This is a genomic window from Mariprofundus ferrooxydans PV-1 (assembly GCF_000153765.1).
In the GTDB taxonomy this organism is placed as follows: Bacteria; Pseudomonadota; Zetaproteobacteria; order Mariprofundales; family Mariprofundaceae; genus Mariprofundus; species Mariprofundus ferrooxydans.
In genome coordinates, this window is the sequence record NZ_DS022295.1 from 1,018,661 (window position 1) to 1,044,593 (window position 25,933).

Below are 25,933 nucleotides of genomic sequence, written 5' to 3' on the forward strand. Positions count from 1 at the left end.
TTATTCCTTCATGTGCCAGCCGCTGCGCCAGAGCTGCCAGCAGGCGATAACGGTCACCACCACGGTTACCAGCACCACGCCGACCGATGCATAGGGATCGGTATCGCCAACCCCGAGAAAACCGTAACGGAACCCGTCGGTCAGATAAAAGAATGGATTGGCATGGTTGATCACTTGCCAGAATTCAGGCAGTTGCTTCACCGAATAAAACACCCCGGAGAGAAAGGTCAGCGGCAGGATGACAAAGTTGGTAACCATCGCCACCTGATCGAAATCCCGTGCCCACATGCCGCCGATCAAACCCAGGCCGCCCATAATAATTGAGGCGCATATACCGTATAACAGGACAATGCCCGGGTGCGGCATCGACAGGTCAACAAACGGCATCAATACAAGCAGAAACACCGTTGCCACGACAACCGCACGCACAACCGCACCGGCCAGAAAGGCAACCACCACCTCAAATGCAGAGAGCGGCGCCATCAGCAGGTAGATATGCATACCCATCACCTTGCCCATGATCATCGAACTGGAGGTATTGGCAAAAGCATTCTGCAACATCGCCATCATGGCCAGACCCGGCACCAGAAAGGTGAAATAATCGACATTCATACCCGGCACATGACGATCACCCATGGCATAGCGGAAAATAACCAGATAGAGCATCGCGGTCAGCGCCGGAGTCATAATCGTCTGCATCTTTACTTTCAGAAAACGGCGCACTTCGCGCAAAAACAGGCTCCATGCGCCCAGTAAATTCCACTGCCTCATGACTTGCACTCCGCCGCCGCATCATCTCCGCCGGCACGTCTGGTCAAACGCAGGAACACATCTTCCAGATCTTCACTGCGCACGCCGGCATCCAAAGGCGGTCCGAAACGGGCAACGGCCGCCTGATAGGTTTGATGGAAGGTCGAATCTCCATTTTCGCTCCTGCCCAGTTTCAGGCAAACACCCTCATCGCTGCTGCGCGGCTCAAGCCCCGCCAGTGCGTCGTGATCGGCGTCGGTGAGCGTCACAGCCTGACCGTAGTTCAGCCACAGATAAGAGCTGGCAATATCGCGCATCAGCGCCCGCATCGGTTGTGCGGTCAACAGTGCCCCATGATCAATAATGGCGACATGGTCGCACAGCTCTTCGGCCTCATCGAGATAGTGTGTGGTCAGCAGAATCGTTGTACCGGCGTCATTGAGCTCGCGCATAAAGTCCCACAGTTTTCGCCGCAACTCCACATCCACACCGGCGGTCGGCTCATCCAGAATCACCAACTCAGGCCGGTGCACCAGCGCCTGCGCCACCAGCAGGCGACGACGCATGCCACCGGAGAGCTGGCGCGCCTTCTTGCCTGCATGAACCGTCAGCTCCAACCGATCCAGCAACTCATCCAGCCACGCCTCATCCGGCTTGCAACCGAACAGGCCGGAGGTAAAACGCAATACCTCACGCGGGGTAAAAAAGGGATCGAAGGCGATCTCCTGGGGCACCACGCCCATGCGTCGTTTGCACCAGTTACGCTCGTTAAACAGATCATGACCCAGCAGGCTGACCGTGCCACTACTCGGGCGCACCGTATCAGCCAGGATATTGATCATCGTGCTCTTGCCCGCCCCGTTGGGGCCAAGCAGGGCATAAAAGCTGCCTTTAGGCACGGTCAGGGATACATCGTTCAGCGCCCGGTTTCCATTCTCATAAACCTTGCTAAGACCATTTATTTCAAATGCATTCATAGCGGCGCACCCTACCCTGTAAGCAGATCGCCCACCACAGAGACTGACCAGCCTCATTGATACCGCCCTGCTTCTCAACATGACACTGCACAGACAAAGGCCTCGTTTTTATGTTATCGATATCCGCTTATTCACCCAGCCAGTAAAATCCATAGGCGGGGATAACCAGTTGATCGTTGAAAATGAGCGGGCGCTCTCCGGTATAGAGGTTTCTTACACTATCAAGCTGAAGGAATCCCATGCGGCGCAGCTGCTCCAACTCCAGATGTTGCGGGTTACTGTCAAAATTACCGACCACCAGCACTCTTGAAGATGCATGCTGATAATCGAAATGGGCATAGGCCAGCAGATGCGGATTTTCCACCTCGAGCAGTTCGCGACCATTAAAATCGGCAAAAGCGGGAATCTCCTTGCGTACGGCAATCATCTTCTTCAGCCCTGTAAATATTCGGTATTCAACGCTGCCCGGCTGGTTCCTCAGCTCGGCCTTTTCCCAGTCTATGGCAGGACGATGAATCCATCGGCTATCCTGTTGTTTGCTGTCATCATCCTGATAGCTGTAGTTATTGAGCGTGCCGATCTCATCGCCGTAATAGAGCAGCGGGATACCTCCGAACGACAAAATCATGCTATGCAGCAGCAGGATAATATTGATCGCGGCATCAATGGCCTGTTCATCGCCCGATTCAAGCGCACTCTCCAGGCCTACCAGCGATGCCAGCGTGCCCGAGATACGTGCATCTCCTGTTTTCTCATTTTGTGCAAACGGATGACCGCGAGCCGTTGATGCCTCGAAATTGCCGGTAAAATAATCAACCAGAAAACGGCGATGCGCCGCCGGCTCATAACCGGCAAGACGGATATCCGTATCATCAAAGCCCAGCCCGATATCATCATGGCAGCGGATATAGTTCAGCCAGGTTGCGCGCTCCAGCTTGTCCGGCAGGCTCTTGATCCCTCTGTACAACAGCTCGGCCTTCTTCGTCGCCACAGCATCCCAGAGCAGTGCCATAAAGGTCGCGTTATATGCAATCTCGCACTCCTTGGCATTAATCGCATCTTCACCGAAATACTTGGTAATCTCCACCGGCGCCACGATGGCTTCAGCGATAAACAGCACACCGGGGGCCGTCACCTGACAGCAATCTTTAAGCAGCTGCAGAATCAGGTGGGCTTCCCGCTCATTCTGACAATTGCTGCCGATTTTTTTCCATAAAAAAGCAACTGCATCCAGACGGATGATGTCAGCACCGTGATTGGCCCAGTAGAGAATGATATCAAGCATTTCAATCAGTACGGCAGGATTACTGTAGTTCAGATCCCACTGGTAGTTGTTGAACGAGGTCATCACCCAGCGGCCCATCTCCTCATCCCAGGTAAAGTTGCCGGGAGAGGTCTGCGGAAAGATCTCAACCATCGTCTCTTCAAACAGGTCGGGAATTTCCCTCTCTTTAAATACGTAATAATAGTCCTGATAGGTCTGCTCACCACTACGGGCGCGTTTGGCCCATTCGTGCTCATCGGAGGTATGATTGAGTACCACGTCAAGCGTCAACAGCATATCACGCTTGTGCATGGAACCGGCCAGACTATCAATATCCTCAAGCGAGCCGATACGGCTGTCGATACGACGGAAATCGCGCACTGCATAACCGCCATCGCTCTTGCCCGGCGGACAATCCAGCACCGGCATCACATGTACCATATTGACGCCCAGCTCCTGCAGATAGTGAAGTCTGGACTGAAGTCCCTGCAGATCGCCGGCAAAACCGTCGCTATATAGCGCCATGCCGACCCATTGCTGACTCAAAAACCAGTTGTGATCCTTCTCCCTGTCCAGGTCCGTTGCCTTCAGATTGTCATTGCGGGCAATGTATTGCCTTGCCATGGTCTCAACCAGCGCGTGTATCTGCTCTTTAAAGTCAGCCCGATCACCGTACAGGCGTTGAAACAGCGAGTGGATGGCATAGAAGTTCGCCCCCAGACGGGTATAGAAATAACGCATCTGGGGCTGTTTGACAATTTCCGGATCCAGCTCGATCAGGATCTCATTGAGCAGCGAATGTGAAACCTGTTCATACATATGGGGCCCCTTTTATATACCCCAATCACGGGTAAAATGACGATAGAATTCCCTGTTTTCAGGCGTAGCACCACGAATTCCGACAATCGCACTGGCAAAAGACTGGGCCCTGTGCATCGAAACGTCCAGCGGCCACCCCAGTAACTGACCGGCAACAAACACGCTGCAAAAGGCATCGCCGGCCCCCACCGTATCAATTACGGCCGAAGCGGTTTCCGGCACAACTGAAATGCAGTCTGTGGTTGAAATTGCCGTCGCCCCCTGCTCGCCACCGGTCAGCACAATCTGCCCGCGCACCTGCCGGAGAAGACGGTCGACTCTCTCGGCTTCACTGCCCGCATCCGGATAGATTTCGGCCAGTTCCGCCTTGTTCAGTTTTACCCAATCTGCACCATCAAGCAGTTTAAGCACCAATGCCTTCCGCCACCATGGCGGACGCAGGTTTATATCAACAAAGCGACTGTTTTCGCAGCTGCTCTTCAATGCCTCCAGCGCGGCGGCAGAGGCGGCATGCCGCAGTGCCAGCGAACCGTGATAGAGCAGCCAGCGGCCATCCAGCGGTGGTATCCGGGTGGCGTCGATAAAGTCATAGGCAACCCTGTCCACGATCTCATAAGCCGGTTCCCCGTGCGCAAAACTCACCTGCACCATTCCCGTCGGGTAGGTCTCATCCTTTTGCACGCCGGAGCAATCCATGCCCCGCGTTCGCATGGCTGCTTCAATTCTCCCCCCCGGTTCATCATCACCAATACGGGTGATCAACAGCGGGTTCAGGCCGAAACCATGCAGATGGCAGGCCACATTGAAGGGAGCTCCGCCCAGGACAGTGCTGCCATCCGGAAAATGATCGAACAGTACCTCACCGAAAATCAGTGGTCGCATTTCAGACATAGCCATCACTGCATAGCCTCGATCAGCGGCATGTATTCAGGCCGGTAGTAGGCAACCCCCTCGAGGATACCGGCACTGTAACAGCCATTCATATGCAAAAAATTTCCCTTTGCCACATAGATATTCTCCGGTGCCGCAGCTTTGACTGCGGCCCGCACCTCATCGTCCGCATTGGCCACCAGTATCGCTTGAACGGGGCTAAGCAATACGTCCAGGTCGTTACCGCTGTCGCCTGAAAAGACGACATGTTTGTCATCATAACCATCATGCTGCATCAGGAATGTAATAGCATGCAGCTTATTGGCATCAGCCGGCAGTATATCCAGCAGACCAATATGTTGGATCTCATCCACGCTCCAGATCAGGTTGGACCGGACGCCTTTTGCCGACAGCCGCGCTTCTATATCGGCGATCACCGCCTGATGCCCGCCATCGACCGGCAGGTAGTAACTGAGCTTATGCGTGTTCTGCTTCTCTTGCTCCTGCAGTTTTAGCGCCGTGATATCCTCCAGCAAGCTGTGCAAAGCCTCTGCAGACATACCTTGCCATGCCTCTGCAATCGCCTCATCCCACGCCCGCCACTGCTGCCATACTCCCTGCTCAAACCGGTAGATCGTTGATCCCACATCGGCAATAATCACATCAGGCAGGGGCAATTGATATTCCTCGATAGCCTGCTCAATCAGCGCAAGGTGGCGGCCAGACACATAGACCAGCCCGACCTCTTCCCTGCTGACAAACCTGGAAAAGATTGTTCTGGCGCCGGGTGATTCCGGTTGATTGCCATTGGGAATCAGTGTCCGGTCCAGATCGGTACAGAGCAGCAGCGGGCTCATGCCTGATCCCCCGCCGCGGTTGCGAAAAAATCGTAGTGCTCTATCGCCTCCATAATGCCTGCGGCGTAACTGTGCTCGGCAAAATAGATATGCTCGATATCGGCCAGCTCAGAGAGCTCCTCTTCATGCCGGTTACCCACAACAACGGCACGCGTATTGCCCCGCATCATATCCTCATCGGCACCCGAGCCACCTGCCACAAGCATATTCTCCAGAGGAATATCCAGCTGCTCGGCTACCCAGCGTAGCGCATAGCCCTTGGATGCCCGGTAGGGAATAATATCCAGGAATTGCCCGTGCGAAAAAATCACACTGACCGACTGCTCATGCTGCAGCAGCAGCTTGTTAATATCCTGAATGCACGGAGCAATGTCAGGATCGATATAATAGCTGAGCTTATAGGGGGTCTGGCAGTTTTTAGGCTGCATCTCCAACCCCGGCAGATCCTCAAGGATGGGAGGCAGGTCAGCCCGGTGCCAGCGATGGTTGATATGCCTGCGCCATACCGAATCTCTGGTCAGATTGGGGGCATAATAGATCTCGGTGCCCAGACTTGCGATCAATACATCCGGTGGCTGGATTCTGTACTTGCGAATCACGCTCAGTGCGCTCTCCAGACTACGTCCGGTTGCGATGCCGAAACTCACCCGCTTGCGATGCTTCTGCATCATGGTGGTGAACCGGGCAAGCGAGTCGGGATCTCCCAACAGGTTCTGATCCAGATCAGTGATGATCGCCGCATCATTGTAAAGCAGCGGTTTGCGATTGAACGTCATACGCCTGATCGGCTCGGTCTGCTCGATCAGCGGTCGTATCACATCCAGATATTTCTCGACATGCGCCTGCCATGAGTAGTGCCGGCGAACCCCTTTGATGCCATTATCGGCAAAGGTACGCCAGCGCTTTCCCTTTTTCATAACCTTGATCAATGCCGCAGCAATCGCCTCGCCATCAAGAGGGTCAACAAGCAGGCCGTTCTTGCAGTTGCCGATGATATCGATCGGGCCGCCATCCTCTGTTGCAACAATGGGCAGCCCGCAGGCGGCAGCTTCAATCAGCGTCAGCCCGAACGGCTCGGTCAGCGCCGGGTTTACAAACACGCCCTTTGACAGGGCAGCCATCCTGAACAGTTCCGGCACCTCTTCCGATCTGTGGTGTTTGGGGCAGGCTACCTTGCCGTACAGGTCATACTGATCGACAGCCAACAGGATACTGGTCAATACCTCCTGGGCACCTGCATCCATGTCGCGAATATCATCGCGATTACCGGCAACAACAACCAGATTGGCCATTTTTTGCAGTTCCGGCGACTGCCCGTAGGCCTCTACCAGCGATGTAATATTTTTTCTCGGATCGGGTCTGGAAAGCGCCAGAATAATCGGCTTCTCCGGCTCAACCAGAAAACGAGCCAGCTCTTTTGCCATATTACTCTCATGCTCATCGCCGACAGGCGGATGAAATTTATCCAGATCGGTTCCCGGCGGCACCACCCGCATCTGCTCAGGCTGATAAAAATCGTAGACAGCATACTGCTCTTCGATCTCCTGATTCGTGCTGACCACTACTCTGGAAGCGACCCCCAGTATCCGCTCTTCAGCATCTATGCGGCGGCTCATATTGTAGGTGGTCTCAATCTCTTCACGGGTTGTGCCGCTGGCCAGCAATCGTTTTCGTTTGCTGCGCCCCAACGAATGTCCCGTGTGCACCAGCGGAACTCCGAGCAGGCTGGAGAGCCGGGTCCCGATGTAACCGCCATCGGCATAGTGACTATGAATGATATGCGGCATCTGTTGTTGCTCGTGAATATATGCCAGCGCATTATCCGAAAAGCTTTCAAGCGTATCCCACAACTGCTCCTTGGGCAGGTAACCGGGCTCGCCGCACTCGATACGTACGATGCGCGCCTTCTTTGAAAGCTTCTCGACTGGTTCGGCATAATCACTGCTCACATGCGCATCCACCACCCTTCTTGTCATCAGATCAACACGGCCGACCTCCGGTCGCTCTCCCAGAGCCCGGGCAAGCTCCACGACGTACTTGGTCTGGCCGCCAGTATCCGCATCGCGCCCCAGCTCAAGATCATTTCCACGTATCAACCCGTGCGGACTGATCAATATAATATAGAGGTTGTTGAACAACGCCTTCATTAACAGCTCCTTCCACTCAGATTTTCAGTTGTCGGCTCAAACAGCGTTCCGGTGCGGACAACGTTCTTTTTGTGCATGCCATGCACCAGCTTCCAGTGTAGCAGAAAATGTCGACACAACCCCACAACAGGTTTCTGCTTCACTACAGAGAAAGCAGGCGGATCATCGCCATAGCGGGAGTTCGGCGATTTGCCGGCATGAGTAAACGCATCATCCGGGGTGCCATCAACAAAACAGGGGGGATGAACCAACGTGGAGAGACAGGGAAAGATGCCCACAGAATAAGGGCTGCACGGCCGGGGAGCTGTGCTGATGACCAGTGAAGCATTCACCGGCGGATCTTGTGCAACAGGCGGGCAACAAGAGTAGCCTGCTTCCTTTGTTCCTGAAACGGTTCCGGTAAGCATTAAGAACTACCCTAGAACCAATCTCTCAAAATGCAAATCGCGGACAAACAGCCTGCTCTTCCTGCTTACCTTTCGACTCTCCCCGGACCACCCGGAGGATCACGTCATATTCCGCTCGAACTTTGGCTGTAAAACATATAAGCTGCGCCGCCTTCAAACTTTTAACGGAACAATACAACCGTACAGGAGAACATCACATGGCTTTGAACGTTTATTACGATAAAGACGCTGATCTTTCTATCATCAAAAACACCAAGGTAGCAATTATCGGTTACGGCTCACAGGGCCATGCCCATGCACTGAATCTGAAGGATTCCGGCGTTGATGTAACCGTTGGCCTGCGTGCAAACTCCGCCTCCCGTGCCAAGGCAGAGGCCTCCGGACTGAAAGTTGCGGATGTTGCCGATGCTGTTGCAAACTCCGATCTGGTCATGATTCTGACTCCGGATGAGTTCCAGTCACAGCTCTACAAGCATGAGCTGGAGCCGAACCTGAAACAGGGTGCAACTCTGGCATTCGCGCACGGTTTCGCGATTCACTACAATCAGATTGTTCCGCGCAGTGATTTGAATGTCATCATGATTGCACCGAAAGCTCCGGGCCATACTGTACGCAATGAGTTTGCCAACGGCGGTGGCATTCCTGACCTGATCGCGATCTATCAGGATGCTTCCGGCACAGCCAAGGATATCGCACTCTCCTACGCATCCGCCATCGGTGGCGGCCGCACCGGCATCATCGAGACCACATTCAAGGATGAGACCGAAACCGACCTGTTCGGCGAGCAGGCTGTATTGTGCGGCGGTGCCGTTGAATTGGTTAAGGCCGGTTTTGAGACACTGACCGAAGCCGGTTATGCACCTGAAATGGCATACTTCGAATGCCTGCACGAGCTGAAGTTGATTGTGGACCTGATGTATGAAGGTGGCATCGCCAACATGAACTACTCAATATCCAACAATGCGGAGTATGGCGAATACGTTACCGGTTCACGCGTGATCAACGAAGAGTCCCGCAAAGCCATGCGCGAGTGCCTGAAAAACATTCAAACCGGTGAATACGCCAAGCAGTTCATCGTCGAAGGCGCTACCAACTACCCTTCCATGACCGCCATGCGTCGCCTGAATGCAGCACATCCCATCGAAGTAACCGGTGCCAAGCTGCGCGGTATGATGCCATGGATCAAAAAGATCGTGGACAAGTCCAAAAACTAAGCTTCTCCAGTAGCTTGAAAAGGGAGGTCAAACGACCTTCTGCCGGGATCGCTGACACCCCCCGCATTTTCGAATGCGGGGGGTGTTTTTTTGACATACCTTACCCCACCCACAATTTCGGCACGGCTGTTCTTCTCCCGGCCTTGGCACCCTCCTAATTAAATCGAATCCCATAATTTGTTATATCATTAAATATTAATATACTTTAACAAAGCTTTAACTGGCAGCTAACCCGAAGCGGCTAATGTTTCACCTGTCCGGAGCGGACACCCTCCCTCCCCTCCCTAGTTCCTCCGGATATGATAAAACTAAAAAAGGCCCCGGCTTATGCCGGGGCCTTTTTATTATCCATCCATTTGAACCATTCACCAACATGCCGTCCACAAAACGCCACAGTACTCAAGTTAATAAGTAAACTACAAGCTAGCCTAGCGCCTGGCCCCAGCTCCTCACTGCAAAGAGTCCACCGCCTCTGAAATACGCTTAACCGCCTCTTCCAGCGTCTCCTGAGCAACAGCATAAGAGAAACGCACATGACCGGGTGAACCGAATTCAGTACCGGGAACCAGTGCAACACCGGCCTTTTCCAGCAACCATTCGCACAGCACCACATCATCTTCAATGACAAGACCGCCGGGCGTCTTTCTACCGATCAGACCGGTTACAGACGGAAATACATAGAAGGCACCATCAGGCATGATGGCATGCATACCGGGTACGGCATTGATAGCCTTTACCAGCCAGCCGCGACGCTTCTCATAGGTCTGCACCATCTCATCGAGTGCATCCGTTGGACCTGTCAATGCAGCCAGCGCCGCCTTCTGGGCGATAGCGTTAGGGTTGGAAGTCGATTGCCCCTGAATTTTAGTCATCGCCTTGATAATAGCCGACGGACCAGCACAGAAACCGATACGCCAGCCGGTCATGCAATAGGCTTTGGATACGCCGTTGAAGGTAACCGTCTGCTCTTTCAGGTCCGGATTCACTTCGGCAAAGGTCGCAAACGGCTGACCCTCGAAGATGATTTTCTCATACATATCATCGGTAGCAACAATCAGATCAGGGTGTTTACGTACCACCGCACCGATAGCTGCCAGCTCTTCGGCCGTATAGACCATACCGGTCGGATTCGATGGAGAATTGAGAAACAATACCTTGCAGCGATGACACAACACTTCGTCCAGCTGTTCAGCCGTGACCTTGAAATGATCCTCCGCCTTCGTCGGTACAATTACCGGGATACCTTCGGTCAGCTTGACCATGTCGGGATAGGAAACCCAGTACGGCGCCGGAATAATAGCCCGCTCGCCGGGGTTCATCACCGCCATCAGCAGGTTGAAAATACACTGCTTGCCACCGGTGGAAACCAGAATGTCTGCCGGACTGTAATCCAGATGGTTGTCGCGGCTGAATTTTTCAGCGATCGCCTGACGCAGTTCAGGAATACCGGCCACTGCCGTATAGCGCGTGAAGCCGCTGTTAATCGCCTCAATACCCGCGTCACGAGCCGCCTGCGGCGTTTCAAAGTCCGGCTCACCAACCGACAGTGAAATCACACTGCGTCCGGCCGCGCGCATCTCAGCCGCTTTCGCCGTGATGGCCAGAGTGGCCGAGGGTTTGATCTGCTGTACACGAATAGATAGTCGTTTCATGTCAAAATGATGCCACACCGTTCACAGACATGACAAGCAGAATCATCATGGCTGTGGCTGCCACTCCGGATGCGGCCATTTTCCGCTGAGTATTAAAGCGCTGCTACCGCGCAGCGCACCTGTAATCGCGCCATCTGCCGTGATCAAGGCATCACCGCGATAACGCTTGCCGTGGCTGGTCAGATCAATACCGGAGAGGTCGGCATCCTGCTCATGTATCCGAAAGCGGAGCTTCAGCCTCTTGAATGCAGCCGGCGCTGCGTCGGCACCCTCTTTTGACTGCTGCACTGTATGCGGCAACCACGTGCCGCTGTAAATCGTAATATCGCCATTGCTGTGCTGCCAGTCGCCAAGACCGGCCACAGGCAATGTCCCCTTGAGTTCAACATTCGCCTGCATCTTGCCGGAGAGATCCGCCTGCAACCATGCTCCCATCCATGGCATCTGCTCCAGCAGCAGATCCCGTCCTCTGATTTTTCCATAGATACGTAATAAATCCTGCCCCGGTTCAAGCACGAGGGCATCCGTCTGCAAAAGGCCGCTGGCAAAAGGCACCTGGCCGTGTATCAGCTTCAACTGCCCCTGACTCAACTGATAATCTGAACTAATCCCCTGCCATTGATAGCCACCCAAATTCAAATTCGCCTTATCAATATGCCCGTGCAGACGAAGGTCCATCCACTCAGCCGGCAGCGGTGGCAACGTCTGCCAGTCAAGGCTGCTGTCCAGCACATCGATAGCACCTCTGCGCGCAGGAGCACTAAATTCCCCTCTGAGTTCAGCCTGCCACGGCGTGCCGCTCACCTGCAAATGATCGCTACTGAATACACCTCCGGCTGCCTTCACCCTGCCAGCCAGGCGCCAGCCAGCCGTACCCAGTTGTTGCAGATCCCACACACCATCGGCATCAACCAGCGCACCTGTTTCATGTTGCCAAACCAGGCTCCCGTTTCCTTCGACACTTCCGTGCCAGAGTCGCAGCCAGGCAGGCAGGATAAAGTGGTTTTCATTCAGGTGATCGAGATCCAGCTGTAGTTCGAATAGTTTGAGTGTATCGACTTTCTTTGTCTGAGCGTATTCAAGATGGGCAAGGTGTGTGGTATCCAGCGTACAGTTGTCCATCTGAATCGAATCCGGCTGACTAATCAGTGACTGCCAGCCGATCGTTGCCTGACAGCTGGCGGCAAACCCTGCCGGTTTCAGCCACTGCTGCTCGCCATAACCCACCGTCGCCTGAGCGGCATCAAGATCAATCTGCAACTGTGAGTGCTTCGGTTCTTCATGCAGGATAATCCCCGCCCGTAGCGCCCCGCTGCCGGAAAGCTCCGGCACCTGCTTCAGACTCGATAACAGCAGGTTGCCCAGCGGCTGCCATACACCATCCGCCAGCTTCTCGGATGCCAGCTTTAACTGCCACCCCGGATGTGAGCGGTGGCGTATACCGGCAGCAGATTCAGCCTGTAAATCAATAACGCCTTCGAATTGAGGGAATGAAACCTGCGCCTGCCCCGTCCATCCTCCCCTATCCCCGTGCAGATCGGATGCCACCAGACGCATCGCAGGCAACCCCAGTGCCTGCTGCTGTTCGTGATGGTATGAAAGACGGGTCAATCCAAGACTGCCCGATGCCTGCCAGGCATCACCATGCCAACGAACCATCCCGGTTAGTCGGGTATTGCCATCAAACCATGGCAGAAGAGTGGTTTGTGGCAATAACTTGAACCATGCTCCGACAGGTACATTGCGTGCATCCAGACGGCTCTCGCACTTTCCGGACAAACAATGCCCGTCCAGTGCAATGACGGCACGATCCTGCAAGTGAATAAAACTGTCGTGCCAGACCAGCTCGCCATCGGCAGGGTGGCTTATTTTACCGCGCAGGCGCATCGGCTCCTGCTCCTGCCCTGCCACTGTCACATCATCCTGCGCTTCAATTTCGCCAAACAGGGACCAGCCCTGATGCCTTGTAATATCCAGCGTCAATCCACCGGTCAGTCGCCGATTCTGCCGGCTGAACCACTCCGTCAGCATGGCCGGCGCCACTGATGTCAGCAGCGAAGCAGGTATCGACTTCAGTTTCATTTTTCCGAAACCGGACATCACTGCTCCGGCCCGAAATGCAATCTGTCCGTGCCCCTGCAGGGCATAAGCGCCATGCCGCGCTGATATCTCCCACAACGCTTCGCGATTCAGACCGATATTGCGCACATCCAGCTGTATATTTTCCAGTTGAGGGGAACCCTCGGCATCGTCTATCGTAGCGCGATTCATGTGCACCCGGTCAAAAGGGAGTGATGCAAAGGAGACAGACAGCGAGGCAAGCGCATCCCCATCCAGTTTTACGTGCGCATCGTGAACATCCAGCGTGCCCATCTCGACCTTACCGAACAACAACGGCAACAGATGAATACTGACATCCACATGCCCGGCCTGCACAGAGAGGCCCGGTGAGGTAAAGGTTACATGATCCAGGCGCAAACCAACCCCGTGCATCAGGTTCAGTCTGGCACTCTCAGCCTCCATTCGGGAACCACTCAGCCGGCTGGTCTGATCCACAATAGCTGCGTGCAATGCATTCTCATCCAGCCGCCACCAGAACAGGGCCGCCAGCAACATCAGCACAATGGCAAGCAGCCACTTGTTCATTGTTGCCCGCGCACGCTTATCACCCTTTGAGCAATACTTGCAGTCGCTGATTAACCATGGCCGGATTTGCCTGTCCCTTTGACGCCTTCATCACCTGTCCGACAAAGAAACCCATCAGCTTATCCTTGCCTGCCCGGTAACCGGCCAACTGATCGGGATTGGCGGCCATCACAGCCTCAATAATCGCATCAATGGCACCGCTATCACTGACCTGCTTTAGTCCCTTAGCCTCAATAATCGCATCGGCATCATCGTCCGATTCCAGCATGGCATCGAGGACATCCTTGGCGATCTTGCCTGAAATCGTGTTATCGGCGATTCGATCCAACATACCCGCCAGACGCTGTGCGGAAACAGGCGAATGCTCGATCTCCTTACCCAGTTCCTTCAGTCGACCCAGCAGTTCATTGGCCAGCCAGTTGGCACAGCGTTTCGGATCAGCAGGATGTGCCGCTACCAGCGATTCATACCAGTCAGCCAGCGCGCGCGTCTGAGTCAGGACATCGGCATCATAGCTGGAGAGACCATATTCGGTTTCAAAGCGATGGCGCAACTGACCGGGCAACTCAGGCATACCGTCCCGGATGGCATCAACCTGCTGCTGCGTCACACGCAGCGGCGGCAGATCCGGCTCAGGGAAGTAGCGGTAGTCGTGCGCCTCTTCCTTACTGCGCATGGGACGGGACTCGCCCTTGGCCGAGTCGAACAGGCGCGTCTCCTGCACCACTTCACCGCCATCCTCAATCAGTTCAATCTGACGGTTTACCTCATACTCGATCGCCTGTTTGATAAAGCGGAACGAGTTCAGGTTCTTAAGCTCCGCACGCGTACCGAAAGGCGTCCCCGGCTGATGTACCGAGACATTGGCATCGCAACGGAACTGACCCATCTCCATGTTCGCGCCGGAAACATCGAGGAAGACAATCAGCTGATGCAACTGCTTGAGGTAGGCGATCGCCTCATCGGCAGAGCGCATGTCAGGCTCGGATACAATCTCCATCAGCGGCACGCCCGAGCGGTTCAGATCGATATGGGAGACCCCATCCAACCCCTCATGCATCGATTTACCGGCATCCTCTTCCATATGGATACGGGTGATACCGATACGCTTTTCACCACCATCTTTGACCGGAATATCCAGATAGCCATTCTCCACCAGCGGCACGGCAAACTGGCTGATCTGATAACCCTTGGGCAGGTCGGGATAGAAGTAGTTTTTGCGGTCGAACTTCGATTCCAGGTTGATATCGGCGTTGATCGCCAGCCCCGTCAGAATGGTTTTCTCCGCCGCTTCGCCGTTGAGTACCGGCAGCTGGCCCGGCATGCCAAGACAGACCGGGCAGGTCTGGGTATTGGGCTCGGAGCCGAATTCGGTAGAGCAGCCGCAGAATGCCTTGGTGGCAGTATTGATCTGAACATGGACTTCCAGTCCGATAACGACTTCCCAGCTCATGACTCACCTCCGTTGGCGGCAAATGCCTGTGGCGTTTGGCTGCTCCACTCCGTCGCCGATTCATAGGCTGAGGCTGCACCCAGCAGCACATCTTCACGCCAGGCCGGTGCAATCCACTGCAGACCGACCGGCAGACCATCCACCATACCGCATGGCTGCGACAGGCCGGGCAAACCGGCCAGATTCAGCGCGAGCGTAAATATATCGGCAAGATACATGGTCAGCGGATCATCGGTCTTCTCACCTACGGCAAAAGCGGTCACCGGACTGGTCGGCGTGGCAATCACATCCACCTGCTCGAACGCCTGCAGGAAATCCTGCTGAATCAGTGTGCGCACCTGCTGCGCTTTCAGATAATAAGCATCGTAATAGCCCGATGAGAGCGCAAATGCACCGGTCAGAATACGGCGCTTTACTTCCGAACCGAACCCCTCATCCCGGCTGCGCGTATACATATCGAGCAGGTCTTCCGGCTCATCGCAACGGCGACCGAAACGCACACCATCATAACGCGACAGATTGGCAGAGGCTTCCGACGGCGCAATCACATAATAGGTCGCCACGGCATACTCGGTATGCGGCAACGAAATATCGACGATTTCCGCACCCAGCGCTTCACACTGCTTCAGGGCTGCTTCCACGGAGGCTCGTACGCCTGCATCCATGCCATCAACAAAATACTCCTTCGGTTTGCCGATTCTCAGGCCCTTCATATCCGTTTTGTCACATGCTGCCAGCCAGTCCAGTTCTGGAGCATCTGACACAGATGTCGCATCGCCGGAATCGTGACCCGACATCGCTGCTGTCACCATGGCGGCATCACGCACACTACGGGTCATGGGCCCCGCCTGATCCAGAGATGAGGCAAAGGCAATAATGCCGCGACGCGATACGCGTCCGTAGGTCGGTTTCAGGCCGGTAATACCGCACAGCGCTGCCGGCTGACGGATCGATCCGCCGGTATCGGTACCGAGTGCTGCCGGCGTCAGTGCTGCTGCAACCGCACTGGCCGAACCGCCGGACGAACCACCGGGAATACGACTGACATCCCACGGATTCCGACATACGCCGAAGGCCGATGTTTCGGTCGATGAACCCATGGCGAACTCATCCATATTGGTTTTGCCCACCAGCACTGCGCCCGCCTCCTTCAGACGAGTAATCACGTGCGCATCATAAGGCGCGTTAAAACCGTCAAGGATATTGGAGCAGCAGCGCGTAGGACCATCCTGGGTACAGAAGATATCCTTGACCGCGATCGGCAGACCTTCCAGCGGACGTGGCGCATGCTTGGCGCGATAGGCATCGGACGCCTGCGCCTGAGCCAGCACATGATCGGCATCCAGATGCACGAATGCATTAAGCGCCTCATTGTGGGTCGCGATACGATCCAGATAGAGCTGTGCTATTTCAACAGCCGTAGTTTCACCCGCATCCAGACGGGCCTTGATTTCAGACAGGGAACTAAATGGCATGCGATGCTCCATCAATATTGGGGATAGCGGTATTCATCAAGGTGAGAAACGACATCATTCGATCACCTTCGGCACCACATAGAGGCCGGACTCCACTCTCGGCGCTATGGCCTGCAGAGCATCACGGCGATTACTGTTGGTCACTACATTCGCACGCAACGGCATGGCCGCATCATGCGGGTGTGCCGTCGGCGCAACCCCTTCGGTATTCACTTCGGAAAGCTTCTCGATATAACCGAGAATGCCGCCCAACTGCGGGCCCAATTCATCGGCCTCACTATCGGTCAGCCGGATGCGGGCCAGCATCGCTACTTTTTTGACATCTATATCCATCGTGTCCGCCTCACTATTTTGTGCGCGAAGCATAGTCGCGGCATGCGCTTTTCTCCATAACCAATCAGCTAGCGCCGCTCTCATAGACGTAAAATGGATCAACAGGTAAAAATTACCTCAAATCGAGGCGTCCGATCACTGCAGATGCTTTTCGAAGAAGGCCAGGGTGCGTTTCCAGGCAAGTTCAGCAGCGTCCGGATTGTAGCCGAGCGGAGGGAAGTTCTTTAAATCGGCCTCTTCATTTGCGAAGGCGTGCTTGGCGTCGTAACGATGGAACTCGAAATCGACGTTCGCCTCACGCAGCTTTGCCTCCAGCGCATCCACGCCACTGACAGGAAAGACCTGATCTCGCGTACCCCAGTGGCCCAGCAGCGGCGCTTTAATTTTGGATGCATCTACGTACTCGAGTGGCGGATAGCCATACCACGTAGCATTGGCGTCGCTCTCCGGAACGAATACCGCCGAGAGCAGCGTGAGCGCCCCACCCATGCAAAAACCGGTCACACCCACTCTGGTACTGCCCGAACCCTTGAGATACTGCACGGCACCGCGAATCTCCTGCCCCGCGGCATCGCCAAAGTCCAGGCTGGTCATCAAATGCTCGGCCTCGTTGGCCTCCAGCGCCAGCTCGCCGCGATACAGATCAGGTACCAGTGCACGGAAGCCAGCCGCAGCCAGCTTGTCAGCGACGCGCCTGATCTGGTCGTTGAGCCCCCACCACTCCTGAATCACCACGATCCCCGGCGCACAATTACCCGCTTTCGGTTCGGCCAGATAGGCCTTCGACATGCCGCCGTCTGGCCGTTTAATACTGATCATATCACCCATAACTTCCTCCAGACGCTGCATGAATCGGCGGGAACCTGCACTGCGTAAGAGTACGGACTATGGCAGAACCTGAAAGCGCGTATCTTGCACCGTCCTCTATGACAACCCAGCCACCCGGTCGTTACCTTTTTGGAGAAATAGAGGAAGGCCTTGTTTCTCAGATAGAACACTCGCCACCAACAGCCTTGAATATATCGATTGTACCCTGGCCTGGCCCGGTCATGTGCAGTCACACGGGTCATAATCAGTGCATTCGACATCATTTGAAACGTGCTCAACGGGTCGCGAGCAGAAATCGTGAGATCGGCGACAGTATATGCTCATTTCTTACCATCCTTCCGTTTCCTCCCCTGCTTCTGCGGGCGAAGCAATGTAATTAGTGTATTTAGTAAACTGTCACCGTAATTCGGCCTGAAACAGATGCTGCAGTCGCTGCAATGAATCCGAGACCGAACCCAGCCAACAGACTACGCCAGATAAACGCCCACCATACCGATGCTGCTCTCAACCATGTGACTTCCAGTTCTTCCAACCTATCCCCTCACTCATCAATCCGAATTAAATAATGCGGCACCGAAACTTCGATGATGGTTAGGGGGACTTCTCTCTATCCCATTTACTTAAGTGACTCAGATGGCTTCAACATGACGCGCCCCTTCTTAAATGCCTTTATGCCCAAGAAAGAAAGCAAAATAAGGAATACTGCTGTGCCTGCGAGGAAACCCACCCCATAGCCCGAGGCCTCATTATTCAGAAATATCGTAATCACGCTGAATGCGCGTAAAGCAGCCAGAGCTATAAGAATGACTCCCACGATGATTAATATGACTCCGCCAGCCTTTCTCATTTTATTTTATCCTCCATTCCCATCGGGAAAATCTCCAATCACTCCGAACCACATCAAAAGAATAAATATGTACACAGCAACACCTACGAGCAAAGTTATTATTCTTTGATATTTTGGCGCATCCGCGCCCACAGTGCCGCGCAAAGTCATATCCCACCCGTAAAAGAAGGCAATAATTGGATCCATTATATACATCATGCCTATCAACGCTATCCAATGCTCACCCGGCATGGACGGAAACAGCAGGGGCTTCACTACAATGCCAAGCACAACAACATGGAAGAAAATGTTAAGTAGTAATGTCTTCGTCTTTGTCTTCATGCTCTATCCATAATTAGGGGTATTGTGCCTCTCCTGTTGAACTAGATTAAGGAATAAGAGGAATAAGGGGTCAGATCCCTTTTCCAGTCGAATCATCAAATCCGCTGCTAAACAAGCGCAAAACGAGTCCTGACCCCTAGTTTTTTCTAGTTTTTTCTTCTATTCCCCTTTCTTACTAGGCAATGGGAGAAAAATTAGAAGTACTGCTCCAAATAGGGAAATAGCATCAATTAACAAGTTGTCGTTCACTTCCAAAAAAGAGAAACGGTGATGATCGAATAAACTAAAGTAAGCGCCCAATAACATTACTCGTATCACATAATACAAAATTAGTACCAATGCTGATACATTAGTTTTTCTTTTCAGTGCAAAAGTCGTGTATGTAATGACTATGATTACTAGTAATAATATTGCAGTATATACATCTAGCGCCAAAGCCACTATTTACTCTCCATCAAGTTATCAATACCTGATAAAGCTGTTCCAGACTCAATCATCAAGCCCCTTATTTTCAGCGTGCGATATCTTTTCACAAAATCAACACTCTTTAGACTTCTATCATATTTATATAACTTAAATACTTTTGGCTTAAGAATTCCTACGTTAAAGGCTTCCCAATGATATAGCTAAATCAACCAAGTTATATGCATAGTGTCCATCATTTTCATCCTTAGCCATCAGTTGGTAAATCATTTTAATTCCACCGTCATTACCAGAGAATCCCTCATAAAGAATAAGGGGTCAGGACTTGTTTTGTGATGCCACCAGCTTTCCTCATTTGCATCCCCTCTCTGCTTTAATCATACCAATGACCTATGACACCCATCCAAATCAAGAAAATAAACATATAACTTATTAGCCCAACAACAAAGGTAAAGAACCTGTGCGATTTCGGTGCATCAGCTCCCACTGTGGTTCGCATATTCATACTCCAACCAAACAAATACGCAACAATAGGGTCCATGAAAAATGTCATCACCAGTAAAACAAACCAATGTCCATCTGGTAAATTTGGAAAAAATAAAAGCCTCACCCCAACGCCAAGCACCACAAAATGAAAAAAAATATTTATCAGTAAGGCTTTTGCTCTGGTTGTCATATCTAGCCCTTATTAAGGATACGCTGTAGGCGCCGTGGAACTGGCCGTTTGCCCAAAGAAATACCCAACTATATTACCAAACACCTGGAGCCCGCGGCTTGGGCTCTTATGGTAGAAAAGGGGTCAGAGCCCTTTTCCAGTCGAATCATCAAATCCGCTGCTAAACAAGCGCAAAACGAGTCCTGACCCCTAGTTTTCTGACCCCTAGTTTTCTGACCCCTAGTTTTCTGACCCCTAGTTTTCTGACCCCTAGTTTTCGCTGACCCCTAGTTTTCGCTGACCCCTAGTTTTCGCTGACCCCTAGTTTTCGCTGACCCCTAGTTTTCGCTGACCCCTAGTTTTCGCTGACCCCTAGTTTTCGCTGACCCCTAGTTTTCTTCTCTGAAAGCCTGGCCCTTGCCTAGCACCAATCTTCCCAAGGATTTGCCCGGTCCGACCCGATTTTATGATTGATTAATTCATTTCAGTTACAATGCTACCAATAACCTTTCCATCTTTTATAAGAAGGTAACCAGCGCGGCCAGAAAAACTTTCCCATGATCTTTTTTCAGTGATGAAATAAATGATACAACCTCCATTTTTCTCATAATTAGCCTTAAGATCGTTCCATTCATTATTGAATGCTCCAAATGGAACCATTGTTGATTTACCATCCTTATTCATATTAACCATCGTTCGTTTTTCAGCTTCCTCTACAGTTAAGGGGCTCGAAAACTCAACATCAAATGAGAAAAATTTTCTGGCTTCACTAGGATCACATGGCTTTGCAGCACAAGATGATTCAAACAAAAAACACAGACAAATAACTAACCATGAAAGTAGTTTCTTATTCATATCATCTCCTTCGAGCATAACCATAATAGGAATAAGGGGTCAGAGCCCTTTTCCAGTCGAATCATCTAATCCGCCGCTAAACAAGCGCAAAACGAGTCCTGACCCCTAGTTTTTGACCCCTAGTTTTTCAACTATAAATTTATCGCATAAACTTTATGGGAAAGATCACACTATATATGATTACAGTTACCAATATTATCTCAGATAGGCCATTTACCATCAACGTTAGCCCAAATATCTCTTTATTCATCAATAAAATATAATACACACTCAACAGAATAAAGTTTGAAAGAATATACAAAGCTTTCTTTGTGTTTGTAGCTCCAGATTCAAAGTCAGTTTTCTTTCCGATCAAAACGGAAAGTGTAACAAATAATACTGACACCAATAAAAGTTCACTAAAACTCAAAAACATATTACTGCCCTCCCCCGTAATATTGATATATTCCGTTTATATCAGCTGCACCTTCAAGCATAAGTAAAGGTGAAGCTGTTTGTGTATAAGAAGGCACTTTATCTGCATAATAAAGCTTAAAGCCATTTTTCGCGACACTTCTCATCAACTCCATTGCTGAAGAAGTCAAATCGACAGTTAATATATAGCATTCCCATTTGCCTTACTTCCACCCAAAGCATGGTATCCTTGGTAAAGGGGACGCTACCCTTTATCTGATATCCATTACCTTTTTGGTCTACCTTGCATTAATGGTGCCTGGCTTGACAATTGGGTAGTGACCAGGATTTCAGATAAATAAACATCTACCCCCTTCCCTCACAAAACGACTCGTTCCCCGCCTTGCGGCAATCCATCGCTGCTGATTCAGCGGTTGGCCAGCTGTTGCCCCACCATATCCACTACGTTGGCGGCAACCCTGTGCTGGCCCAATCGCTGACGCAGCTCTTTAAACGCCTCACGTTGTGCCAGAGCGCTTGTGCCGTCATCCAGCAGTGGCAGCAGATGCGCCATAATATTGTCCACCGTACACGCCTGCTGAATCAGCTCTGGCATCACCGGCTTGTCACCCAGTATGATATTGGCAAGCCCCGCGCAGCGTAGTTGCACCAACCGTCTGGCCAGAAATGCAAACAGAGCCGATGTTTTATATACCAACAGTGTCGGTACGTCCCATAAAGCCAGCTCCAGTGTCGCTGTACCGGAGACCGCAACAGCCAGGTCGGCCCTGAGCGCATAACCCTGCTCTTCCCGCTTCAGCGGCACCGCCCCCGCCTGCCAGAGTGCATCAAGCGCATGCATTTCCACACCAGGCGCCACCGGCACCACACAGGCGATATCAGGTGCATGCTGACGAACCTGTTGCAGCACTTCCGCCAGCAGCGGCACATGCGTGCGCAACTCCTGTGGACGACTGCCGGGCAACAGTGCCAACAGTGTTTGTTCTTCACGCACTCCGAGGTGCTGCTTTAATTCAGCCGATGTCCAGCCAGCCACGCAGGCTTCTGCGCTGGGATTACCGACATAGCGTGCATCAACACCGCGTTCGCCAAACCACTCCGGTTCAAACGGCAGAATACAGGCCAGTGCATCCTGTGAGCGGATCAGCTTGCGCACCCGCCAGCTACCCCAGGCCCACAGTTTGGGGGCAATAAAATGGATGACCGGGATACCCAGCTTCCGCAACTTGCGTCCCAGACGCATATGAAAGCTGGAAAAATCAACCAGCACAGCCACATCCGGCCGCTGCTCTTTGCACCAGTCGAGAACCGATTCCTCAACACGGCGAATCCGCGACAGTGCCGCCAGCACCTCACCAAAACCCATAACATTGAGCTCGGCCATATCATGCAGCGGCAGACAACCGGCCGCCTGCATGCGCGATCCTGCAATGCCGTGAAGGGATGCTGCCGGAAAGCGATTCTGCAGCTCGGCCACAACGGTGGCAGCGTGCATATCGCCGGATGTTTCACCGGCACTGATAAAAAAGCGCATCAGATGCCCGTCGTATTCAACAACTACGTCCCGCTGTAGCCGTAAACAGAGATACCATAACTTGCGGCCAGCTCACGAAAGCGTTGCCGCTCGATAATCAGTGTTTTCTCCGCTTCAACCGCCAGCAGTGTACAGCCGCTGGCATGCATGGTTGCCAGCGTATCAGGCCCTACAGCCGGCACATCAAAGCGCAAATCCTGATTCGGCTTGGCTACCTTGATCACCGCTGCCTTGCCGCTGCCGAGCGAACCGCCGCGCGTGATCGCCTCATCCGTACCCTCAATCGCTTCCACTGCCAGCACAGCCTGATCCTGAACGACAATCGTCTGGCCGATATCAAGTCCGGCAATCGCCTTGGCATGAGTAAAACCGAAACGGATGTCCGGCATACGTTTTGCAGCGGCAGGACCGGCCAGCAATCCCTCACTCGCCAGCATAGCACCCGCATAGCGTGTCTGATCGATCAGCGTCAGCCCCGCCTCCGCCAATAGCTCCGCAATAGTATTGAGAATAGAGTCATCACGTCGGTCTTTTAAACGCAACAGTCCTTTCATGGCTGTCAGGTCAGGCCGAAAATTACGAAACAGGTGTAGTTTTCTGACCTTGCCGGCCATGACAACCTGATCCACGCCCGCTTTTTTAAAGGCCTTGATCATGCCGCCAATCTGCCCGACATGCAGCCAGCAGGTGGAGGCGACAAGCGCCTCAATCTCTTTTGATGTCTCTTCACGTGCAGCCACAACATGCACTTCAAAACCCGTCTCATTCAGCGCCTGTGCCAACTCCAGAGGGAAATGGCCATAGCCTGCAATAAGTCCGATGCGACGACCGGCTGCAGTGGTCACACTATTCGCTATCGCGTGCGTGCATGGAGAGTCCGCGTTTGGCTGTACGAATAAACTCCAGCATACTGAGGGCATCCGCATCATCAGCGGGAATGATCGCTTCGGCCTGCGCAAGACGTTGCTCACGACTTCCTGCATCCTGCAACAGGAGGCGATAGACTTCCTTTAACCGGCCCACCCGCTCCAGCGTGAATCCCTGACGTTTGAGTCCGACAATATTCAGCCCGCTAAGACCGCTGCGGTAACCACCGGCAAGCAGACAAAATGGCGGCACATCCTTGGTTACCCCGCTCATACCACCAATCATGGCCAGCCGGCCAATACGGACAAACTGCTGAATAGCGGAAAGGCCACCAATAATTGCCTGATCAGCCACTTCAACATGACCGGCCAGGGTCGCGCAATTGGCCAGCACAATCTGGTTCCCCAGCAGGCAATCGTGGGCAATATGTGTATAGGCCATCAACAGGTTCCGATCACCAATACGGGTGACCATACCGCCACCCTCAGTCCCGGCATTGATGGTTACACTTTCCCTGATCTGGTTATCATCGCCGATAATCGTCTGCGATGGTTCGTCATTATACTTCAAATCCTGTGGTATCTGGCCGATGGAAGCGAATGGAAATATCCTGTTATTTACACCCAGTTTCGTGCGACCGGTGATAACAATATGCGACTGCAAACTACAACCATCGCCGATCACAACATCCGGTCCTATGCAGCAGAAGGGACCTATTGTGACGTTACTGCCAATGACCGCCTTGCTGTCAACAACTGCCGTCGGGTGAATCAGGCTGTTCATACGTCGTCCTTGGGCACCAACGTAGCAGTTAGCGTCCCTTCACACACCAGCTTGCCATCAACAAAAGCCTCACCCTTCAGCTTCCACAAGAAGCCACGTCGACGCAGGCAGGTCATCTCAAAAATCACCTGGTCACCTGGCCTGACAGGTCGCCTGAAACGTACGCCATCAATACCGGTAAAGTAGACCAGATATTCACGATCATCTTCCACCGACTGAAATGCAAGAATACCGCCAGCCTGAGCCATCGCTTCAACCAGCAGCACCCCCGGCATGACCGGATGACCCGGAAAGTGACCGGCAAACTGCGGCTCATTGATAGAGACGTTTTTCAGTGCACGGATGCTTTTTTCTTTTTCAAAACCAAGCACCCGGTCGATTAACAGAAATGGATAGCGATGCGGCAAATGCTGCATGATATCGTCAATATTCAGTACTGACATCGTTACTCCTCAAATGATCGTTCCATACTACTACCAGAGTAGAAAAGCCGTATTTTACGAACGGGTACGTAGCGATTTCCACAGATCGGGCAGTTTCAACATGATTGCCGAGACCCTCAGCCACATCCGGTGCGGCATGGCCGGGGAGCCTGCATAGGTTCCACCTGCCTCAAGATCGCTCATGACCCCGGTTTGTCCTGCCAACCGACAACCGTCACCAATCTTCAGGTGACCGGCAATGCCAACCTGACCGCCAAACTGACAACCCCGGCCAATCTGGGTCGAACCGGAAACCCCCACCTGACTGGCCATCACGGTAAATGCGCCTACGCGCACGTTGTGGGCAACCTGAACCAGGTTATCCAGCTTCACGCCGCGTTCGATGACCGTATCGCCAAGGGCTCCGCGATCCACACATGCGTTGGCCCCGATCTCCACATCATTTTCGAGAATCACCCGCCCAGCCTGAGGAATCTTCAGGTATGATTCACCCGTCCAGGCATAACCGAAACCATCTGAGCCAATCACGGCTCCCGGCTGCAGTATGACATCATCCCCCAGCACACACCCGTTCATGACCACTGCATTGGCATGCAATATACAGCGCTGGCCGATCACCACATCTTCACCGATTACACATCCGGGACCAATAATTGAACCAGAACCGATATCGGCTCTCGCCCCGATCACTGCCTGCGGCCCCACATCCACATCCGCTGCGAGGCGGGCATCCGGGGCAATGACAGCTGTTGCATGGCGCTGACCGGCGGAAACGGGTGCAGGATGAAAATGTCGCTGCAGTCGTGCAAAAGCCAGATACGGGTCATCAACCAGAATGACGCTACTGGCCCCTTCATGAGCAGATCCGGCAGCAATCAATACGGCGGCCGCAGCAGTTGCGGATAAATCGCCCTTGTAGTGCTGGTTGGACAGAAACCCGATTTCCGTTTCCGTAGCATTTTTCAACGTATTGACGCCGGTGATCTTGCGCGAAGCAACAGCCCCACCCTCCAGGCTACCACCGACAATAGCTACAGCTTCGGCAATAGTCAGATCTGAACCGGTTCGGGCTATCACTGGCATGATAATATTATTTCTG

Annotated in this window: 22 protein-coding genes; 1 reads left to right on the forward strand and 21 read right to left on the reverse strand. The window is 53.0% G+C overall.

Annotation, left to right across the window (positions count from 1 at the left end; genetic code table 11):
• The 7 genes from SPV1_RS11625 to SPV1_RS11655 all read right to left on the reverse strand — a co-directional run bounded on the left by SPV1_RS11625 (position 1) and on the right by SPV1_RS11655 (position 8,016).
• Positions 1-771, reverse strand: a complete 771-nt coding sequence (locus SPV1_RS11625) for an ABC transporter permease (protein ID WP_009851410.1) — start codon at positions 769-771, stop codon at positions 1-3.
• Positions 768-1,727 carry an ABC transporter ATP-binding protein gene (locus SPV1_RS11630; RefSeq protein WP_009851411.1) on the reverse strand — a complete coding sequence of 320 codons (960 nt, stop codon included), beginning with the start codon at positions 1,725-1,727 and terminating at the stop codon, positions 768-770. The genes SPV1_RS11625 and SPV1_RS11630 overlap by 4 nt, the downstream gene beginning before the upstream one ends.
• 127 nt (positions 1,728-1,854) lie before the next feature.
• A complete protein-coding gene (locus SPV1_RS11635; protein ID WP_009851412.1) occupies positions 1,855-3,810 on the reverse strand; it encodes an alpha-amylase family glycosyl hydrolase in 1,956 nt (651 codons plus the stop codon).
• 12 nt (positions 3,811-3,822) lie between these two features.
• Positions 3,823-4,701 (reverse strand): PfkB family carbohydrate kinase, encoded by an 879-nt coding sequence (locus SPV1_RS11640; protein WP_040881857.1) that lies wholly within the window; start codon positions 4,699-4,701, stop codon positions 3,823-3,825.
• A gap of 5 nt (positions 4,702-4,706) precedes the next feature.
• Positions 4,707-5,537, reverse strand: coding sequence for an HAD-IIB family hydrolase (locus tag SPV1_RS11645; protein WP_009851414.1), 831 nt, complete (start codon positions 5,535-5,537; stop codon positions 4,707-4,709).
• Positions 5,534-7,684 (reverse strand): HAD-IIB family hydrolase, encoded by a 2,151-nt coding sequence (locus SPV1_RS11650; protein WP_009851415.1) that lies wholly within the window; start codon positions 7,682-7,684, stop codon positions 5,534-5,536. Before SPV1_RS11650 ends, SPV1_RS11645 begins: the two co-directional genes overlap by 4 nt.
• Positions 7,684-8,016: a hypothetical protein gene (locus SPV1_RS11655; RefSeq protein WP_231288389.1), complete on the reverse strand. Its 333-nt coding sequence runs from the start codon at positions 8,014-8,016 to the stop codon at positions 7,684-7,686. Before SPV1_RS11655 ends, SPV1_RS11650 begins: the two co-directional genes overlap by 1 nt.
• Positions 8,017-8,294: 278 nt before the next feature.
• On the opposite strand from SPV1_RS11655, the gene ilvC reads away from it, so the two are divergent.
• Entirely contained in the window at positions 8,295-9,305 is a 1,011-nt protein-coding gene (gene ilvC, locus SPV1_RS11660; RefSeq protein ID WP_009851417.1) for a ketol-acid reductoisomerase, read from the forward strand.
• 449 nt (positions 9,306-9,754) lie between these two features.
• Here ilvC and SPV1_RS11665 read toward each other — a convergent pair whose 3' ends face one another.
• The 14 genes from SPV1_RS11665 to lpxD all read right to left on the reverse strand — a co-directional run.
• Positions 9,755-10,957, reverse strand: a complete 1,203-nt coding sequence (locus SPV1_RS11665) for a pyridoxal phosphate-dependent aminotransferase (RefSeq protein WP_009851418.1) — start codon at positions 10,955-10,957, stop codon at positions 9,755-9,757.
• A gap of 45 nt (positions 10,958-11,002) precedes the next feature.
• Positions 11,003-13,603 (reverse strand): hypothetical protein, encoded by a 2,601-nt coding sequence (locus tag SPV1_RS11670; RefSeq protein ID WP_009851419.1) that lies wholly within the window; start codon positions 13,601-13,603, stop codon positions 11,003-11,005.
• A gap of 19 nt (positions 13,604-13,622) precedes the next feature.
• Positions 13,623-15,056: an Asp-tRNA(Asn)/Glu-tRNA(Gln) amidotransferase subunit GatB gene (gene gatB, locus SPV1_RS11675; RefSeq protein ID WP_009851420.1), complete on the reverse strand. Its 1,434-nt coding sequence runs from the start codon at positions 15,054-15,056 to the stop codon at positions 13,623-13,625.
• Positions 15,053-16,531 carry an Asp-tRNA(Asn)/Glu-tRNA(Gln) amidotransferase subunit GatA gene (gene gatA / locus SPV1_RS11680; protein WP_040881860.1) on the reverse strand — a complete coding sequence of 493 codons (1,479 nt, stop codon included), beginning with the start codon at positions 16,529-16,531 and terminating at the stop codon, positions 15,053-15,055. Before gatA ends, gatB begins: the two co-directional genes overlap by 4 nt.
• A gap of 54 nt (positions 16,532-16,585) precedes the next feature.
• The gene (gene gatC / locus SPV1_RS11685) at positions 16,586-16,864 is read right to left on the reverse strand and encodes an Asp-tRNA(Asn)/Glu-tRNA(Gln) amidotransferase subunit GatC (RefSeq protein WP_009851422.1); all 279 of its coding nucleotides are present in this window, start codon (positions 16,862-16,864) and stop codon (positions 16,586-16,588) included.
• 135 nt (positions 16,865-16,999) lie between these two features.
• Entirely contained in the window at positions 17,000-17,692 is a 693-nt protein-coding gene (locus SPV1_RS11690; RefSeq protein WP_040881861.1) for a dienelactone hydrolase family protein, read from the reverse strand.
• 853 nt (positions 17,693-18,545) lie between these two features.
• Entirely contained in the window at positions 18,546-18,860 is a 315-nt protein-coding gene (locus tag SPV1_RS11700) for a hypothetical protein (protein ID WP_009851425.1), read from the reverse strand.
• A 796-nt stretch (positions 18,861-19,656) separates the two neighbouring features.
• Entirely contained in the window at positions 19,657-19,959 is a 303-nt protein-coding gene (locus tag SPV1_RS11710) for a hypothetical protein (RefSeq protein ID WP_009851426.1), read from the reverse strand.
• A gap of 453 nt (positions 19,960-20,412) precedes the next feature.
• Positions 20,413-20,793 (reverse strand): hypothetical protein, encoded by a 381-nt coding sequence (locus tag SPV1_RS11715; protein ID WP_040881864.1) that lies wholly within the window; start codon positions 20,791-20,793, stop codon positions 20,413-20,415.
• Positions 20,794-21,613: 820 nt separating this feature from the next.
• Positions 21,614-22,741, reverse strand: coding sequence for a lipid-A-disaccharide synthase (gene lpxB, locus SPV1_RS11725; protein ID WP_009851429.1), 1,128 nt, complete (start codon positions 22,739-22,741; stop codon positions 21,614-21,616).
• Between the two features lie 23 nt (positions 22,742-22,764).
• Positions 22,765-23,586 (reverse strand): LpxI family protein, encoded by an 822-nt coding sequence (locus SPV1_RS11730; protein WP_009851430.1) that lies wholly within the window; start codon positions 23,584-23,586, stop codon positions 22,765-22,767.
• 1 nt (position 23,587) lies between these two features.
• Entirely contained in the window at positions 23,588-24,391 is an 804-nt protein-coding gene (gene lpxA / locus SPV1_RS11735; protein WP_009851431.1) for an acyl-ACP--UDP-N-acetylglucosamine O-acyltransferase, read from the reverse strand.
• The gene (gene fabZ, locus SPV1_RS11740) at positions 24,388-24,834 is read right to left on the reverse strand and encodes a 3-hydroxyacyl-ACP dehydratase FabZ (protein WP_009851432.1); all 447 of its coding nucleotides are present in this window, start codon (positions 24,832-24,834) and stop codon (positions 24,388-24,390) included. The genes lpxA and fabZ overlap by 4 nt, the downstream gene beginning before the upstream one ends.
• 54 nt (positions 24,835-24,888) lie before the next feature.
• On the reverse strand, positions 24,889-25,933 hold a 1,045-nt coding region (gene lpxD, locus SPV1_RS11745; RefSeq protein ID WP_009851433.1), incomplete at its 5' end, for a UDP-3-O-(3-hydroxymyristoyl)glucosamine N-acyltransferase.